16 protein-coding genes are annotated in these 16,408 nt (G+C 46.1%); 9 read left to right on the forward strand and 7 right to left on the reverse strand.

Features of this window, described 5'->3' with window-relative positions; translation table 11 throughout:
• Positions 1 to 132 precede the first annotated feature (132 nt).
• Positions 133 to 1,146: an NAD(P)H-quinone oxidoreductase gene (locus OLMES_RS12975; RefSeq protein WP_198343325.1), complete on the forward strand. Its 1,014-nt coding sequence runs from the start codon at positions 133 to 135 to the stop codon at positions 1,144 to 1,146.
• Positions 1,143 to 1,907: a metallophosphoesterase gene (locus OLMES_RS12980; RefSeq protein ID WP_157678290.1), complete on the forward strand. Its 765-nt coding sequence runs from the start codon at positions 1,143 to 1,145 to the stop codon at positions 1,905 to 1,907. Before OLMES_RS12975 ends, OLMES_RS12980 begins: the two co-directional genes overlap by 4 nt.
• Positions 1,908 to 1,925: 18 nt before the next feature.
• On the opposite strand, the gene OLMES_RS12985 is transcribed toward OLMES_RS12980, so the two are convergent.
• Positions 1,926 to 2,657, reverse strand: coding sequence for a YebC/PmpR family DNA-binding transcriptional regulator (locus OLMES_RS12985; RefSeq protein ID WP_087461650.1), 732 nt, complete (start codon positions 2,655 to 2,657; stop codon positions 1,926 to 1,928).
• A gap of 216 nt (positions 2,658 to 2,873) precedes the next feature.
• Between OLMES_RS12985 and OLMES_RS12990 the strand changes: the two genes are divergently transcribed.
• Entirely contained in the window at positions 2,874 to 4,769 is a 1,896-nt protein-coding gene (locus OLMES_RS12990; RefSeq protein ID WP_157678291.1) for a sensor domain-containing diguanylate cyclase, read from the forward strand.
• A 153-nt stretch (positions 4,770 to 4,922) separates the two neighbouring features.
• On the forward strand, positions 4,923 to 5,906 hold the full coding sequence (locus tag OLMES_RS12995) for a patatin-like phospholipase family protein (RefSeq protein ID WP_087464473.1): 984 nt from the start codon (positions 4,923 to 4,925) through the stop codon (positions 5,904 to 5,906).
• Between the two features lie 33 nt (positions 5,907 to 5,939).
• On the opposite strand, the gene rsuA is transcribed toward OLMES_RS12995, so the two are convergent.
• The 3 genes from rsuA to OLMES_RS13010 form a co-directional block, all read right to left on the reverse strand.
• Entirely contained in the window at positions 5,940 to 6,632 is a 693-nt protein-coding gene (gene rsuA / locus OLMES_RS13000) for a 16S rRNA pseudouridine(516) synthase RsuA (RefSeq protein ID WP_087461652.1), read from the reverse strand.
• Between the two features lie 84 nt (positions 6,633 to 6,716).
• Positions 6,717 to 7,088: a hypothetical protein gene (locus tag OLMES_RS13005; RefSeq protein WP_087461653.1), complete on the reverse strand. Its 372-nt coding sequence runs from the start codon at positions 7,086 to 7,088 to the stop codon at positions 6,717 to 6,719.
• A gap of 143 nt (positions 7,089 to 7,231) precedes the next feature.
• Positions 7,232 to 7,546, reverse strand: a complete 315-nt coding sequence (locus OLMES_RS13010) for a hypothetical protein (protein WP_087461654.1) — start codon at positions 7,544 to 7,546, stop codon at positions 7,232 to 7,234.
• A 99-nt stretch (positions 7,547 to 7,645) separates the two neighbouring features.
• Here OLMES_RS13010 and OLMES_RS13015 point away from each other — a divergent pair, with 99 nt between their 5' ends.
• Complete coding sequence (locus OLMES_RS13015) at positions 7,646 to 8,020, forward strand: HopJ type III effector protein (protein ID WP_087461655.1); 375 nt, start codon at positions 7,646 to 7,648, stop codon at positions 8,018 to 8,020.
• 82 nt (positions 8,021 to 8,102) lie between these two features.
• Here OLMES_RS13015 and OLMES_RS13020 read toward each other — a convergent pair whose 3' ends face one another.
• On the reverse strand, positions 8,103 to 9,215 hold the full coding sequence (locus tag OLMES_RS13020) for a tRNA-queuosine alpha-mannosyltransferase domain-containing protein (protein WP_087461656.1): 1,113 nt from the start codon (positions 9,213 to 9,215) through the stop codon (positions 8,103 to 8,105).
• Between the two features lie 114 nt (positions 9,216 to 9,329).
• On the opposite strand from OLMES_RS13020, the gene OLMES_RS13025 reads away from it, so the two are divergent.
• Positions 9,330 to 12,128, forward strand: coding sequence for a CHASE domain-containing protein (locus OLMES_RS13025; protein WP_269767760.1), 2,799 nt, complete (start codon positions 9,330 to 9,332; stop codon positions 12,126 to 12,128).
• A gap of 29 nt (positions 12,129 to 12,157) precedes the next feature.
• Here OLMES_RS13025 and OLMES_RS13030 read toward each other — a convergent pair whose 3' ends face one another.
• Positions 12,158 to 13,360 carry a LysM peptidoglycan-binding domain-containing protein gene (locus OLMES_RS13030; RefSeq protein WP_087461658.1) on the reverse strand — a complete coding sequence of 401 codons (1,203 nt, stop codon included), beginning with the start codon at positions 13,358 to 13,360 and terminating at the stop codon, positions 12,158 to 12,160.
• 269 nt (positions 13,361 to 13,629) lie between these two features.
• Here OLMES_RS13030 and OLMES_RS13035 point away from each other — a divergent pair, with 269 nt between their 5' ends.
• From OLMES_RS13035 to OLMES_RS13045, 3 genes are read left to right on the forward strand one after another with little or no spacing between them, the layout of a single operon-like run.
• The gene (locus tag OLMES_RS13035) at positions 13,630 to 14,454 is read left to right on the forward strand and encodes a substrate-binding periplasmic protein (protein WP_157678292.1); all 825 of its coding nucleotides are present in this window, start codon (positions 13,630 to 13,632) and stop codon (positions 14,452 to 14,454) included.
• Positions 14,455 to 14,474: 20 nt separating this feature from the next.
• The gene (locus tag OLMES_RS13040) at positions 14,475 to 14,981 is read left to right on the forward strand and encodes an HD domain-containing protein (protein WP_087461660.1); all 507 of its coding nucleotides are present in this window, start codon (positions 14,475 to 14,477) and stop codon (positions 14,979 to 14,981) included.
• Positions 14,978 to 15,487 (forward strand): gamma-glutamylcyclotransferase family protein, encoded by a 510-nt coding sequence (locus OLMES_RS13045; RefSeq protein WP_087461661.1) that lies wholly within the window; start codon positions 14,978 to 14,980, stop codon positions 15,485 to 15,487. Before OLMES_RS13040 ends, OLMES_RS13045 begins: the two co-directional genes overlap by 4 nt.
• Here the strand turns inward: OLMES_RS13045 and OLMES_RS13050 are convergent.
• A complete protein-coding gene (locus OLMES_RS13050; RefSeq protein ID WP_087461662.1) occupies positions 15,476 to 16,333 on the reverse strand; it encodes an SIR2 family NAD-dependent protein deacylase in 858 nt (285 codons plus the stop codon). The two genes, OLMES_RS13045 and OLMES_RS13050, sit on opposite strands and share 12 nt — an antisense overlap.
• Positions 16,334 to 16,408: the final 75 nt, after the last annotated feature.

The raw sequence follows: 16,408 nt of genomic DNA on the forward strand, positions 1-16,408 counted from the left end.
CTAGTGGTTATAGGTCTTTTACGACCTAACACAGTATACACACTAACTTGCATGAATAAACACGATTAAAGGCGAATAGACAACGCTTAACTTAAATCAACAGCGGGCTAACTCAGCTGGATGGAGGTCCCAATGAAATACGTCGCGCTTCGAGAGTATGGTGCGCCTGAAGTCATGGAAATTCAGGAAATGGATAAACCCGAGCCACGAGACGGTGAGGTCTTGATCAAGGTCGCGGCGGCAGGAGTCAACCGTCCCGATGTCATCCAACGTCAAGGCCATTACCCTCCGCCACCAGATGCATCGCCGGTTTTAGGGCTTGAAGTCTCCGGAGAAATTGTCGCCATTGGCGCATCAGCTAACGAGCCAGTACCCTTTGCCCTGGGCGACGCGGTTTGTGCTTTAGTCAATGGCGGGGGGTATGCAGAGTATGTGCGCGCGCCCGCTACCCAGTGTCTACCCGTACCCAAAGGTTTATCCCTTATCGAGGCCGCCGCCCTTCCTGAAACCTGTTTTACGGTTTGGTCGAATGTGTTTATGCGATGCCGACTCCAGGCCGGTGAACGGTTTTTGATTCACGGTGGTGCGAGCGGTATCGGAACCACTGCAATACAAATGGCAAAATTACGGGGGGCCAGGGTGGCCGTCACCGTTGGTAGCGAAGAAAAACGTAAGGCCTGTGAACAGCTCGGGGCAGATTTGGCCATTAACTACCGGGACTCTGATTTTGTCGAAGCCCTTGAAGCTTTCGGGGAAGGTCAGGGAATGGATGTCATTCTGGATATGGTCGGGGGAGACTATATTAGCAAAAATATTAAAATCGCGGCGTTGGAAGGCCGTATCTGCAATATTGCTTTTCTCCAAGGGCCTGTAGCCAAGGTCAACTTTCTACCAGTTATGTTGAAGAGGCTCACCTTGACCGGATCTACACTCCGTCCGCAGAGTCCTCAGGCGAAAGCAGAAATCGCTGCAGATCTACTCGAGCATATCTGGCCAGCCATTGAGGCCGGTAAAATGAAACCGGTCATGGCAAATACCTATGCATTCTCCGATGTCATCAAAGCGCATAAGCTCATGGAGAGTAATCAACACATTGGCAAGATTGTACTCGACTTATGTGCTCAAAGTGGAGGAGGGAATCTGTGAGAATTGCCCTGCACAGCGATTTGCATGAGGAGTTCTATCCTGTTGGCGAGGCCCCGTTGCCCGAGCAAAGTGAGGTCGATTTGGTTTTGCTTGCAGGCGATAATAATACCGGGGCAGGGTTGCCGGATATGCTCAGGCGGTATCACCTGCATTTTAATGCGCCGGTATTGTGTGTATTGGGCAATCATGAATATTATGACGCGGAGATGGTAACCACCGAGAAAGAAATCACTGTTGCATTGTCTGATGAGAATGATATCCACTTTTTACAAAAGAGTGTCTTTGAGATTGCTAATGTGCGTATTCTGGGGTGCACGTTGTGGTCCGACTTTCTGATAGATGGTCAGGAAGGCAAGCAGGATGCAATTAAAACTTGTCGTTCGAGGATCATGGATTACAGGTTGATTCAATATCGCGACAAACAGTTTACGCCTGAGGATTCAATGGATTTAATGAACGATCATTTGAAATGGCTGCGCGGGGAGCTTGCTCAGGACTTTTCCGGGAAGACGGTCGTAATGACGCATCATTGTCCCTCTATTTACTTTGTTCAAGAGCAGTATCTGTCCAGCAATCTGAAAGGGGCGTTTGTTTCCAACTTGCATCGGATCATTGAGCAGTATCCCATCGATTTATGGGTTTGTGGGCATGTCCATTATAATGTGGATGTGACCTTGGGCGGGACGCGTCTCGTCAGCAATTGCAGGGGCTATCCCAAGGAAAATATCCCCTGGGATAAGCGCTGTGTGTTGACGCTTTAAATCTTGCACGTCTAAGGCTTATTCGGCAGGGCTGTCGAACTCTGCATTGTGATAAATGTCCTGCACATCATCACAATCATTCAACATATTAATCAGTTTCTCAAACATTTCGATGTCGTCGCCGCTGAGTTCTGTTGAAGTTTGCGGGATAAAAGTAATTTCATCCATGTCCAATTCGACATCCGGGAAGGCATCTGCAAGCGCTGTTTTTGCCTTGAAATATTCCGTGTTCGGCGTCAGAACGGTAATAATACCGTCTTCACTCTCGATATCAGATACATCAACATCTGCCATCATGAGGGCTTCCAGTACGGCTTCTTCGTCGTCTCCTTTCAGCGCAAGAATTGCTCTGTGATCAAACAGGTGTGAAACTGCGCCTTGGGCACCGAGTTTACTTTTTGTTTTGGTAAAGCAAAGTCTAACGTCACCGAAAGTACGATTATTATTATCTGTCAGGCAATCCACAATCACCATGCTGCCACCGGGACCAAAACCTTCGTAGCGTGCGGCAACAAAGTCCTCTCCTGCGCCACCTTTTGCCTTTTCCAGTGCCTTGTCGATGACATGTGCCGGCACCTGGTCTTTTTTGGCTCGGTCTATCAAGCGGCGTAATGCCAGGTTCGCATCGGGCTCGATGCCGCCATTTTTGGCACAGACGTAAATCTCCCGCCCATACTTGGAATAGACTTTCGTTTTGGCACCTTGCGTTTTAGCCATCGAGGCTTTTCTGTTTTCGTAGCTTCTACCCATGGGGAAATACTCTGTAATCGACCATTTTTATAAAAGTAGGGGATTTTAATGTTCCGCTGACAAAATGCCAAGGTGGAAGTGTAGATTCCTCTATCGATTGCGTACTTGCGCTCAGATGCTAGTCTTATTGGAACGGGTTCAAGTTACTTGGATCCTTGCTTGATACCAAACTGGATCTATCGTTCGAGAATAATTTTCTTGACCGAGGAAGCTCACTTGACTTGTTGGGGTGAATCCATGCGGTTTGCGGTTTTCGTTGTATCTCTTCTCTCCTGTTGCATGGCGACGACTGTGTTTGGTCTCGCAACGCCTGTCGGTTTCTCAGAGCATAAAGCACTTCTTCAAATTAATTCCGCTGATGCCAAGCTCGAGCTGGACGCCTGGATTCAATACATCGAAGATGCGAAAGGTACGCTTTCACTTGCAGACGTGATTGCCAAAAAACGAAACTGGAAGCAAAACGAAGCGGGTACCTTCAATAAAAGTTATAACGAGTCTGTCTGGTGGCTCAGAATCAATACGCTGAATGCCAACCGGAAAACGCTCAGAAGGTTGTTGGAAATCAGTTATGCGGTGATCGACCATGTAGATGTGCATATCGTGCGGGATGGCAAGGTTCTCGAAAGCTACTTTATGGGAGACAAGAAAAATTTTGTCGAACGACCCATGGATCATCGGTTTTTTATTGTACCCATTCAATGGGAGCCTCAGGATCAACTGGATATTTACATTCGTTTGAAAACGTCCAGTTCCGTGCAAGCGCCTCTCACGCTCTGGGAGGAGAAGATTTTTTACGGCTACGATACGACGCGAACCATCGTTCACGGTATTTTTTTCGGAATCATGATTGTAATCGCTGCCTACAACCTGCTGATATATATGGTGCTGGGCGAGCGTTCCTATATCTTGTACGTAGGCTACGTGATGTGTATGCCCTTATTTCTGGCGAGTATTGGTGGATATTCGTTCCGATATCTTTGGCCTACGTTTACCACCTGGAACGATCAAGCCATTCTTGTGTTCTTATCCGGTGTCGTCGCATTCGGCGCCCGTTTTACCCAGCGCTTTTTGTGTTTGAATGAGGTTGCCAAACCGTTAAACAGGCTCGTTGAGCTGTTTTTTTGGGGGAGCTTGGTGCTTGCGGTGTCTGCTTTCTGGCTTCCCTATCACTATAACATTATTGTCTTGATTCCCTGGGCAGCAGCTGCCTGTATTGGTGCGTTAAGTGCCGGAATCTACTGCTGGTACAAAAAACAACATACGGCTAAATACTATACAATCGCATGGGGCGCAATGTTGTTAGGTGGAGTTATCCTGGCAATGAACAAAACCGGTATTTTGCCGACCAATATGTTTACTGAATATGCCACGCATATTGGTTCTGCACTCGAGGTTGTGCTTTTGTCTTTTGCATTGGCGGAACGTATTAACACTGAGCGACGTCTTCGCTATGAAGCTCAGGTTAAGCTGCTGGAAAGCACCCAGAGAGTGAATGAAGAACTCGAAGTCCGGGTACAGGAGCGAACTGAAAAACTGGAGCAGTTAACCCGGCAGTTGATGGAGCTGAGTAATACTGACCAGCTCACCGGATTGCATAATCGTCGCTATCTGGATGAAGCCCTGCTCGAAGAATTTCAACGATCAACCCGGTATCATCACTGCCTTGCGATTGTCTTGATAGATATCGATCATTTCAAACAGGTGAACGACGAATATGGTCACCAGGCGGGTGATGATTGTTTGCGTGAGGTAGCCCAGCGCATCAAGCAGGGTTTACGCTGGCCGTCTGATATCCCTGCGCGGTATGGTGGCGAAGAGTTTTGTTTGTTGCTGTCCGAAACGGAAGAACAGGGGGCATACCATGTCGCTGAACGTGTGCGCATACTGATCGAGGAAAAACCGGTCAGGACCTGTGCCGGGGTGATATCGGTTACGATGAGCGCAGGGGTTTATGCCCAGATCCCGAACCCTGAAAGCAGTATCGCTCATTTTTTACAGCAAGCCGACACAGCGCTCTATCAAGCCAAACGCAATGGCCGTAATCAGGTGATTATTGGCAAAGCAGAAGGCGATCCTGCAGAAATCGTCATCAAACCCCCGGTGAAGGGATAATTTCAGCGCTCCTGCTGGTGAATAAAGTAATCTCAAGTTGTGATGCTTGTCACATTTGTTGAGCGCCATGACGGTAATTTGCCGCTATCGCTCATATGATATGGAACAAATGTACAAAATTATTTTTTGGAGAAATTGATGGTGGATACCCCGATGACAAACCTCTCGACAGGCCCGAAAACGGTTTCTAAACGTAAAAGAGCGATTGTGATCGGATGTGGGGGGATCGCCGGTGGTGCCTGGACTACGGCTATGCTCCACGCCTATGAAAAAGCATCTGGGGTTGATGCTCGCACCGCGGATTTTCTTGTCGGTACTTCTGCCGGTGCCGTGATGGTGGCATTACTGGGGGCCGGGATAAGTGTTTCCCAGCTCGTTGCAGCCCAACAGAAAGACGAAATCACTCTGGATGCATTGCATTGGGTGCACAAAACCGCGTTAGGGGGGGCTTTTCCGCCTTTACCCGCATCCAGATTGACTGCTCCTCGCCTGATGTGGGCCTGGGTTCAAGGTAAGGTTCCGCTTATGACGGGACTTTCTGGCATGTTACCCCGTGGGCGTCAGGATTTAAGCGCACTGTATGAACTTATCGAAACTGTGAACGAGCAACAAGCCTGGCTTAAGCATGAAAACACCTGGATTATGACCGTGGATATGAAAACTGGCGAGCGAGTTGCATTCGGGCGTAAAAAAATGGAAGGGGTAAGGCTGAGCTCTGCTGTCTGTGCATCCTATGCTGTCCCGGGGTGGTGCCCGCCAGTTACAATCAATGGCCGAGAGTATTTTGATGGCGGTGCGTTTTCGCCGACTTCGGCCGATTTGCTGGCTCAGGAAGACGTCGACGAAGTGGTCGTCATTCCGCCTATGATCACGCATTCACGCACAATTGGGCTTAACATTGCACTGCGCACTGAGCGTATCCTTCGCAATGCAATGACTAAACGAGTGGATTTTGAGCTTGAAATGCTCGAAAAAGCCGGGAAACAAGTGGTATTGCTGGAGCCCTCCGAAGCAGACCTGGAAGCATTCGGTGTAAACATGATGGATCCGGCTCGACGTAAAAAAGTTTTTGAAACGGCTATGCAATCTTGCCCAACCATTGTTGAGCAAGCAGGTGTCGGGGCGTTTGCCGGATAAGCTGCCCCTCAGTCGAGTCAGCTATTCAATGTTTCAGAAAAGTGCGATTTCTGCGTCAGTTAATGCCCGATACTCCCCGGGCAGTAGTTGATCGTCAAGCCTGAGATTGCCTATGGCATTTCTATGCAGTGAAATAACCTCATTGCCCACTGCAATGAACATGCGTTTCACCTGATGGTACATGCCCTCGGAAATAATGATTTCTACCTTATCTTCGGTGAGACGTTGAATCTTGGCGGGTCGGGTTTTACGTTGTTCTGCCTGGAAAAAAATGCCTTCTTCGAGTTTTGCGATAGCTTCTGCGCTCAGGGGGGTATCAAGCGTAGCGATGTAGCATTTGTCACACTGTTTTTTCGGGCTGGTGATGTTATGGGTCCATTGACCGTCATTACTTAACAGCACCAGTCCGGTAGTGTCGATATCGAGCCGGCCCGCGCAATGCAGACCTTTTGCGGGTGTCTCGATTAAATCGATCACTGTTGGATGCAGGCTATCTTCGGTTGCACAGACATATTCACTGGGTTTGTGCAGCATAAAATATTGCGTGCCAAGATAATTGACAGGTTCATCTTCGAGCCGTATATCATCGTCCAGTGTTACATGGGTTGCTGACGATGTTAAGATTTTTCCATTGACTGTGATCTGTTTGCGCTTGATAGCGCGTTTGGCTTCGGAGCGTGTTAGCCCGGCATTGTCACATAAAAATTTATCAAGACGAAATGTCATATATTATCCGTTTGTAAAATTGGTTCTCGAGTCGAATTGTATCAAATTTACGGATTCCACATGTTTATTTTCGTCTTCGGAAAATTAAGTAGGGTATAGCCTGTTCTTTGCCGATACACGCATCGAATCGAGACTGTTCCAGACATCTTTCGCCAGTTTGTGGGGCCCTTTGCCGTTCAGTAATTGTGTAATTGTCCCGGCGTGCGTCGCATTGAAGACAATGTTGGTTTCGGAAAACTGCTTAACCCGGACCTGTATATCGAGAATGTCTACCCCACCCAATACTGGGTGTGCCTTTATCGCTTTGACTCGTCCGCAGACCGGGTCAACAACTTCGATTTGACCGCCCGCTTTTTTCACTGCATCACAAACGCACGTGAATGACGCATTGAACGGCATATCCATTTGCATTTCAGCATGTAACGTTCGCGGTAAACCAAAAATACCAGCTGTCATGGTGAATTCTCCTGCTCAATTCGATGCATTTTTGTTGAGGATCAGGGTATCGAATGAAACAAAAGACAGAATCAGCTGAAAGTACTACTCTGAGTCTAACAGATGTGACGGTGATCACATTTATCTGATGAGACAGGTACCTGTCAATACTGAGTACGTATTACGAATCCAGACACATCTTCAATGGTAATGACTGCGTCAAAATATTCCATGCCCCGGAGATTGTCGAGATGAAGAATATGATCCGTTACGCGGGCTACACGACCTGTATACTCCTTGCCATTTTTCAGCGAAACCGTAATGGTGCGGGTGTCCAGCCGTGACAATAATGTGGGGATGTTGTCCATATTCCCGACTTCCAATGGTGGAATTTTTTTTTGTTCAGCGATTGTTACGGGACTTGCAAGTGCTGATACTGTGACGATGAGTGCCAGGGTTCGAGCAAAGTGACTTTGCATAAATAATAACCTGTGATAGTTGGAATAAAGACCCTAGTATAGCCCATTCAGAATCTATGGTAGTCTTAGCCCCTCACTGTATTTAACAAGGTATTATCGATGGCGAATTTACCCGTTTTACCCCTGTCAGATCTTTTGGAGCAAGTTCGAACAGAACCCGACACCGTAAACTTCCAGCAAGTGATGCAAACAATCGAAAACAATTATGTGTACCGGCCGACTACTTTTACAAATGGCGGTGGCTCTGATCAGGTGCACAATGAAGCCGGGACAAATGAGGGTTCCTGCAAAATTTTTGCGTTCGGGTTATTGAATAGTCTCTCCGAGTCGGAAGTATTGGCCTGTTTTGGTGATTACTATCGCCAGGATGTGTTACAAAACCCAGATGGAAAAGACCATGCCAATATTCGCGCCTTCATGAAGCATGGTTGGCAGGGAATTCATTTCAAGGATGAAGCGTTGAGTCCTCGTTAAATTGACTGAGCTGGCCACGGCGCTGGTTGGAAAAATCAGCGGCCTGTTGCGATAGGTGAACCTCTGCTCATTCAAACAAACTTCATCTTTCCAATGTGTTGTCGATTGCAGAGGCATAACGGCTAGACAAAGACTGCCAGCTCAAGAACTTTACATCAGGTGCTACCGGGAGTTTGTTGTTTTTCTTTTCTTCGATCCAGTTCAAAATTTTATCAACTGCGGTATGGCCACGCTGATCCTCTGAATATAAATACTCTGCCGGGAACCATTCTGGATAAACCAGGGTGTCGGGTGCCAGAGGTATACAGCCAAGCGCGACCGCTTCCAGCATTGATAACCCCTGAAAGTCGTGTATTGCGGTTGAAAGAACAATATCGCTCTGTTTTAGTATTTCGAAATAACGAGCTCGATCCTTAATAAATCCCCATGTCCCGAGATGCTTGCCATTTCGGGTTGTGCGGAGTTTTTCCTCCAGTTCGTTGAATATTACCGGGCTGGAACGAAATTGCTGACCCAAAATATTAATCTTGAAGTTAACGGATCGCGTTAGCAATTCGTCCACGACCGCTAATAATTTCTCTGGGCCTTTGTCGTATTCCCATCGATGATTCCAGGTAATAACCAATGGGCTGGAACTTGATGTCTTATTAGCCTCGTGTTTAATTTCCCATAGACAATCTTCCAGCGGTACCATGAGTACTTCAGATTTTTTTTGTAGAAGAGACACAATGGTGAGCGGCGCATGATCAGGTAATTTTTTTAACAGTGTTTTCACCCCCGATAAAAACGTTTTTCGATTGAATTCGCTGTTGAAAATCAAACGATCTGCTGCAATTGCCCCATAAAGGGTTACGATTTGTGGTTCGATTGATTCGACTTTAGTTTTTGATGCAGGGTAGGCAAATTGGTTTTCGTGAAAATACAAAAGCGTAGGAATACGTGCCAATCCAGGTATAAAGCCTCGCAGTGAAGCGAGATCAGTCATTGATGTTGCGATCAGAACGTCATAATTCTGCTCAAGTCGCTCCCGCTCTGAGCAAGTCCAACTCAAGCTATTGCCACGAATTCGCCAGCTGAAATAGCGTGGAGGTAATGTTAAGACAGTCCAGTCATGTTGGGGGAAATGTTTGACAAGTCCGGTACGCCAGTACTGGTGACTTGTTGCATCATAAGGGCTGAGTAAAAGTATACGCAAATTAGTAGCCTGAGTACTTCAGATTCGTTGTTTTCGACTACACTGATTCTATCAAATTGTCTGCAGTAGGGTGTAATTGATCTGAAATCAGTAGCCGCATTTCTAATTCCAGCGATTGGGTACTATCTCGCCGGGAAGCTCGGGCTTGCGCTCGCGATTCCACCCGGGTTCGCGTCAGCTGTCTGGCCAGCGTCCGGACTCGCGCTTGCCTGTGTGTTAAAGCTTCGTCCCTTTGTAGCAACGTTAGGTGTAGGTCTGGGGTCGTTCACCCTTAATTTCGGCGTATCCACCGGAAATTATTCCGATCTGAATCTGACAGCCTTGAGTCTGAGTTTGTTGATTGGTCTCGGGGCAATGCTCCAAGCGAGCGCTGGAGCATTCATATTCAAACACAAAATCGGCAATCGATATCTCGTAGATGCACCTGGTCATGTGACCCGGTTTATCGTCTGGGTCGCGCCACTTAGTTGTTTGATCGCCGCCTCCGTCGGATCTGCTTCACTTTGGTACCATGGTTTTATTAGCGAAAAAAATGTTTCATTTACGTGGCTCACCTGGTGGGTTGGTGACATGATTGGCGTTTTACTCTTCACGCCACTATTTCTGATTCTATCAAGCCAAGAAACGTCTCTGACCCGGAACAGGAAGGCATTAACAACGATCCCTACGTTGATTATTTTTACGGGTGTTTTGTTGTTTTTCTTTGCTTCATTGAATTCCCATCAATCCTATATCAATCAGGAAATTGAAGAGAATGCGCAACGCTTGATACAAAAACTGGAAGAACGTTTGGCAATATCAGAAAACAAACTTCGATCCTATGTTGCCTTTTATCGCGGTTCAGATAGTGTTACGAGAACCGAGTTTGAACGTTTCTCTAAGTCTTTGCTGGAAGAAGGGGATGCCGTGTATGGCGTCGGTTGGATAGAGCCTGTTTTAGATGAACAACGTGAACAGGTTGAGCGAGACTTGGGACAAGGCCGGTTTTTTACCCAGTTTGGTTCTGGAACAGAGCTAATAAGAGCTGAAACGCGTGATGTTTACTACCCCGTACTGCTGATTTACCCATATGCAAAAAATGAAAAAGCCTACGGTTTTGACCTTGGATCACGGCCAGATCGTTTGAGCGCTCTGAAGTTGGCGAAAGCAATTGGTAAACCTGTCGCCACTGAGCCGCTTCGGTTGGCCCAGGAATCTGAAAATAGTCGAGCCATTATTACTTATTATCCGTTGACCAATTATGTTGGAACGTTCACAGGCTATATTAGTGGCGTTTTTAGAATGGACAATCTATTTGATCCAGTTGTTACGCAAAGTGGTCAGGATTACGGAATAAGGGTTACAGATGTTACGGACTCGAATAACAGGGTACCTCTGTTTACGTCCAGATTTGAGCCTTTTGAAACATTCGGTTCAATCAAACACCGGATGAGTTTCGCAGAACGACAATATGAATTTGAAGTGATACCAACCCAGAACTTTAGCCTGGTGTCGAAGGATTGGACCAGTTGGATTATTTTGACCAGTGGATTTCTGATTGCGGCCATGTTGCAGTCGTTCATTCTTATCTTAACGGGAGCTACTGAGCATACCCGCCAGGAAGTCATTCGTAAAACTGAAGATCTTAATCACGCCAAGCACGCTGCGGAAGCCGCCAATCATGCCAAATCAAATTTTTTGGCGAATATGAGCCACGAATTCAGGACGCCATTGAATGCAATTATTGGTCTCATAAATTTGTGTCTTAAAACCTCAATGACGGAGAAGCAGTTTGACTATCTTCGCAAGGCGAAGTTAGCGTCCGGGACATTATTATCATTGATAAACCATACATTGGACTATTCAAAAATTGAAGCCGGAAAGCTTGAACTGGAAAAAACCGAATTTGGTTTACAAGATATTGTAAGGAAACTCTCGGCCATTTTTTCCAGTCAGGCCCAAGACCAAGGTCTCAGCTTCGATCTCCTGATCCCTGAATCCATGCCAGGGACTTTGATTGGCGATCCGTTACGGGTAGAGCAAATTTTGTTGAATCTGTGTAGTAACGCATTCAAATTCACCAAAAAAGGTGGTGTGCAGCTGAAAATAGAAATCGTTCAACAAAACCAGGATTATGTTCAATTTGAGTTTTCAGTCACCGATACCGGAATCGGTATTGCTCTGGAGCAGCAGGAACATCTGTTTAAGTCTTTTACGCAAGCCGATAGTTCTATGAGTCGAAAATTCGGCGGAACGGGGTTAGGGTTGGCGATCAGCAAAGAGCTTGCCCAATTAATGGATGGAGACATAACGCTGTCCAGTATTGCAGGTGAAGGGAGCCGCTTCAGTGTATCCTTAAGATTCGCATTGAGTTCGCAATGTGGCTCAATATCATCTGAAGATGTATTAAGCGGGAGTGAACACAAGTCGGGTGATGAAGATGTTGCGCTTTGGCAAGATCTTGGCGAAAATCCGCTTCAGCCGCCAGTAGAAAGTGCTTCCGTAGTACCGGAACAACGGGGTTCCGAAGACCGTGTTTCACTCGACAACCGGACTATATTGGTCGTAGAAGATATAGAAGTAAATCAATTGATTGCAGAAGAAATCCTGTGTGATTATGGTGCGCATGTGGTTTTGGCAAGTAACGGGCTTGATGCGTTACAGGTTTTTCAACGTAATCCTGAGCTGGACTGTATTCTGATGGATGTGCAAATGCCGGAGATGGATGGACTCGAAGCAACCCGTGAGATTCGAAAACTGGCAAATGGATCCGATATTCCGATTATTGCCATGACCGCAAATGCGATGGCATCCGATATTGTTGCTTGTGAAAATGCGGGCATGGATGATCACATTGCAAAACCAATTGATGAAGAAGCGATGCTCACTGCGATCAGTAAGCATCTTCTGCGATATGATGAAATGAGTTCCTAATCTGGAATCTAACTTGTTCAGCTACAGATTTAGTCGGAAATTTTCTGTAGCTTTCTTTGTAGTGTAATAGCTCTGGATTTATGGATGATGGCGAGTTCATTTTCAGGATCTATTTTTAATATAGTATTCCAATAGAGTATGGCGTCATCCAGTGACTGTTGTCTGAATGCCAGTAGTGCGTGGCGGTGAAAACTGTTGATTAAAGGTGATTTTAACTCCGCTAACTCGTCTTTATGATCTTGAAATACGGTTGGAAACTTCATCAAGGCATCAATGAATATTTGCCTATCGACTTGGTCCAGTGTACTCACATCAAACTGTTCTAATTCTGCCAGCGTTAAAATCTTTCGGTTCAAGCGTGAAATTGCGGTATTGAAGTTGGTGGTTTCACCGATGAGTTCAATTCCCTGGTTCAGACGTTCCAAGGATTTACGATAGAGTTTGCGTTGTTCCTGTTCCCGCGCGAGTTCTGTGACGACATTCTCGATAAGTTGCCGGTTTGCGCTGACTTCATCTTCTTTCAGCAATACCACTAGGCGCGAGGCGTGGTTAAGCATATTTTCGAACTCACCCTTTTCATAGAGTGACGTCAGGGTTGTTTCAGAAGTGTTATTCTCAGGTTGAGCAGCCTCGGAAGGAGGTGATGGCATCTCGTTGTCCGGATCTGTGGCGGAATTCAGGTCAGTTTCGGCACGAGAAAGCGTTTTTAAGTGACCTCCATTTCCTGATTCTGGTTTGACAACATTTTTTTGCTCAGGAATCTTGAGCTTCATTCCAATATCGATTGCTTCGGGTTGCTCGATTTCGTTGTAACGAGCTAATGCGACAAATAGCAATGGATTTCCGAGCTGAGATTTGGCAATTTTTGAGAGTGACTCTCCGCGTCGCACAGTATGGAAGCGATAGTTCGGGCCAAAATATTGTTGGGGGGGGATTTGCAGTTGATCAAGAATAAACTTCGCCAGCCGGTGATCAGGAGCACGTTTCAATGTTTCGGTTAGCATTTCTCTGGCGTCTTCATAGCTCCCGTTTTGGATGAATTTAAGTGCCTGGTCAACGTTTTGCTGAGGATTGTTACTGATATTAAGCGTTGTTGGTGGTGCTGTCTCCACTGATTTGGTTTCTACCGTTGTCTCTTTTGGTGTTTCTGAAGGCGTCAGACCAGCACAGCCGGCTAACAAACTCACCATAGAAATGATTTGCACAGATTGTTGTGCGAATCGTCCAAACATATAAATGACCTTATGTGTCGAGGTTCAAGTTAATCTCTATTTTGATAATAGACTATGAGGTGCGACTCCTCCTGATAATAAATCTATATTTTTTCAGTATTTAGCGTTGCTGGCTGGAAAATATACGGTATTTTGGAGAGGGAGTTTAAAAAACACCCTTTAATGGCTGTTTTTATATCTATCCGGTCTGAGCCAAAAGAAGACGCTATCGCAGCGCTGTGGTGTGCTATTTTATATAGAGGCGCTTTTTATTAGACGTGGGGATATCATTGAGTTTAATACTTTATATTGTTTCTCATTATAGCACTAAGCTTTTTATTTGTTTGCTGTTTATCGTGCAATGTACGGGCGCTGCAGCAGAGCAACGGTTCACTGCCGGATCTGATGCGAACACAAAAAATTTAAGTGCTGCATTGGCTGAAGCAGACTACCCACCATTCTATTTTGTCGATGACAAGGATCGCTTAAGCGGTATTTCGATTGATGTTTTGGAGTATATTGCTCCAAAGCTGGGATATTCCATTGATTATAAGCGGCTTTCCTGGCCTAGAGTCTTAAAGTCTCTCGAGCTGGGTAGTGTCGATATGGTTACCACTTTTTTTAATACGGGTGAGCGGGCGACTCATGTGGTTTATACGGGGGTGCCCCACGCTGTCGAGAGTAACCATTTTATTGCGTTGTCTTCCACGACGGTGACCTATACCGGAAATTTATCAGACATGGAGTCACTATCGATAGGAACAATTCGCGGTTACTCCTATGGTCAAACGTTCGATGATGCGGATTTCCTCAAAAAAGTACCGGTGCTGGACGAACCGACGCTAGTGCGCATGTTGTTTGCCTCTCGATTCGAGATTGCAGTTGGAAATCCATTTGCAGTTAAATTACAAGTCAAACGTCAAGGGTATCAGCGGGAATTGCGTGTGATCGAACCCCCCATAGATGTAAGCCCAATTTATATGGGGGTAAGTAGAAAGCACACTGAGGCATTAGGTATTGCCGCAGAGTTGACCTCCGCCATTGTTAAATTCAGGAATGCCGATCAATACAAAAAGCTGTTGCAAAAATATGGAATGGAGCAACTCGCTTTTTGAAAACATAGGGTCGTTCGGAAATGAGCCATTTACACCTCGATAAAGCTAAAACATTCGCATTTTCAGCTCATGAGGGGCAGCGTTATGGTGATAAACCTTATTCTGTTCATCTGGAGGATGTTGTGCAATTGCTGGGACCCTTTGGCCTGAATGCGCAAATTATTGGCTATTTGCATGATGTGGTTGAAGATACGGACGTTACCTTGGATCAATTACAAAATGAATTTGGCGTTTTTGTCGCTCAGTGCGTTGATATTCTGACGGATAAACCGGGTAGTAATCGGGCGCAGAGAAAACGACAAACCTACGCTCTAATGGCGCGTGTTGTCGGTGATCATGAACTTGCTCTTGTGGTTAAGGCGGCAGATCGATTGGCTAATGTGAGTGCATGTGTTAAAAGCAGCAATCTTAAAAAGTTTACGATGTACCGCGATGAGCATGAGCAATTCAAAAACGCTGCCTACCGGCAAGATTTGTGCGAAAGCTTGTGGCATGAGCTGGATCAATTGATCGGTAGCGCTTTATGATCAATTACTTTGCGTATGGATCAAATTTGCCGTTGGCAAGGATTTCAAACCGGTTGCCCGGTGTCCGTAAGTTGTGCAATGCTGTGATTAAAGGGTACGACCTAAGGTTCCATAAAGTCGGGCACGACGATTCTGCAAAATGCGATGCTTACTTCACTGGTTTCCAGAATGATTGTGTTTATGGTGTAGTCTATCAAATCACAACAGAACAAAAATCAGTTTTGGACGGGATTGAAGGGGTAGGGCATGGTTATGACTGTAAGTGGTTGAACCCCGAAACAGAGATACGGGTTGAATCACCCCTCCTGATCTATTTGGCGACACGAATCGAGCATGATCTGCTGCCTTGGGATTGGTATGTTGAGCATGTTTTGATTGGTGCGAGGCAAGCGAAGTTCCCACCATTTTATATCGAGCGAATTCTTGGTGAACCCTGTAAAACTGACAATGATTTATGGCGTGCTGAACAAGAGCGTTGTATCCATAAACGCGCATTATCTGAGTAAGTCATCTATTGCGCTCAGTGCATCAAGTGCCCCAAGGGGAATACTGATGCTATTCTCGACAGGTACTTGAGATTCTCTTGGGTTCACTCTAATAAGGATATTGTCACGTCTTTTTTGTTCACACTCATATCTTACCGTTGGAACGGCCGTACCTGCACCAAGCTCAATGGTTACGGACTTTTGTTCAGCCTTTTTACACTTTTCAAATTTTTGTATTTGCCAATTCTGATAGTGAAAGCTTTGTTTTTCGGCTCGTTTGGCGTTCCAATCCCAGTCACCAAACATCAAAATATTCGGGCGGGCAACAGCACCACATTCTTTACATCGGGGGAGGCTGGAAACAAGTTCAAGTTGTTCTTCGTCAATCTCCAGCGCGTTATCCGGAGCGGTCCAGATCTGGCCCGAGCAGTCATTGCTGCACTGCCAGTGATGAATTGAACCATGGCATTCGTAAATACAGTGTTCTTCAAATCCAGCTTTTTGGAACTGGCCGTCAACATTACTCGTAAATACGAATGCGTCCTTATTGAGACAGTCTTGCCACTCCTTGAGTAGTTTGAAGCCGGGATGCGGAGTGACGGTTCGATACAGATTAAACCGATGTCCATAAAAACCCCAAGCTAGTTTCGGAGATGCTGCAAACCATTTTGGATTCGCCATTTCTTCAAATGAAACGTTTTGCCTGGCGAGTTTGGGGTACGCGTTCCAGAAACCTTCCTGACCACGGAAATCGGGTAAGCCAGAGTCGACCCCCATACCAGCGCCCGCACCAATCAGGATGGATTCTGCGCGGGCTATAGAATCTGCTGCACGTTCAATGGCTTTTTGAATTTTGCTTTCTCTCATCGGAGATCATCTATAGCTTTGTTAAGCCAAGAATAGCAGGATTTAAGCTGAATACCCTAACAATCGATAATGCAT

The organism is Oleiphilus messinensis (genome assembly GCF_002162375.1).
GTDB lineage: Bacteria > Pseudomonadota > Gammaproteobacteria > Pseudomonadales > Oleiphilaceae > Oleiphilus > Oleiphilus messinensis.

Bases quoted from the DNA above. Each gene is read 5' to 3' on its own strand.
- OLMES_RS12975 (WP_198343325.1), top strand. From the start codon at position 133: ATGAAATACGTCGCGCTTCGAGAGTATGGTGCGCCTGAAGTCATGGAA.
- OLMES_RS12985 (WP_087461650.1), bottom strand. From the start codon at position 2,657: ATGGGTAGAAGCTACGAAAACAGAAAAGCCTCGATGGCTAAAACGCAA.
- OLMES_RS12995 (WP_087464473.1), top strand. From the start codon at position 4,923: ATGACAAACCTCTCGACAGGCCCGAAAACGGTTTCTAAACGTAAAAGA.
- rsuA (WP_087461652.1), bottom strand. From the start codon at position 6,632: ATGACATTTCGTCTTGATAAATTTTTATGTGACAATGCCGGGCTAACA.
- OLMES_RS13005 (WP_087461653.1), bottom strand. From the start codon at position 7,088: ATGACAGCTGGTATTTTTGGTTTACCGCGAACGTTACATGCTGAAATG.
- OLMES_RS13010 (WP_087461654.1), bottom strand. From the start codon at position 7,546: ATGCAAAGTCACTTTGCTCGAACCCTGGCACTCATCGTCACAGTATCA.
- OLMES_RS13015 (WP_087461655.1), top strand. From the start codon at position 7,646: ATGGCGAATTTACCCGTTTTACCCCTGTCAGATCTTTTGGAGCAAGTT.
- OLMES_RS13030 (WP_087461658.1), bottom strand. From the start codon at position 13,360: ATGTTTGGACGATTCGCACAACAATCTGTGCAAATCATTTCTATGGTG.
- OLMES_RS13040 (WP_087461660.1), top strand. From the start codon at position 14,475: ATGAGCCATTTACACCTCGATAAAGCTAAAACATTCGCATTTTCAGCT.
- OLMES_RS13045 (WP_087461661.1), top strand. From the start codon at position 14,978: ATGATCAATTACTTTGCGTATGGATCAAATTTGCCGTTGGCAAGGATT.
- OLMES_RS13050 (WP_087461662.1), bottom strand. From the start codon at position 16,333: ATGAGAGAAAGCAAAATTCAAAAAGCCATTGAACGTGCAGCAGATTCT.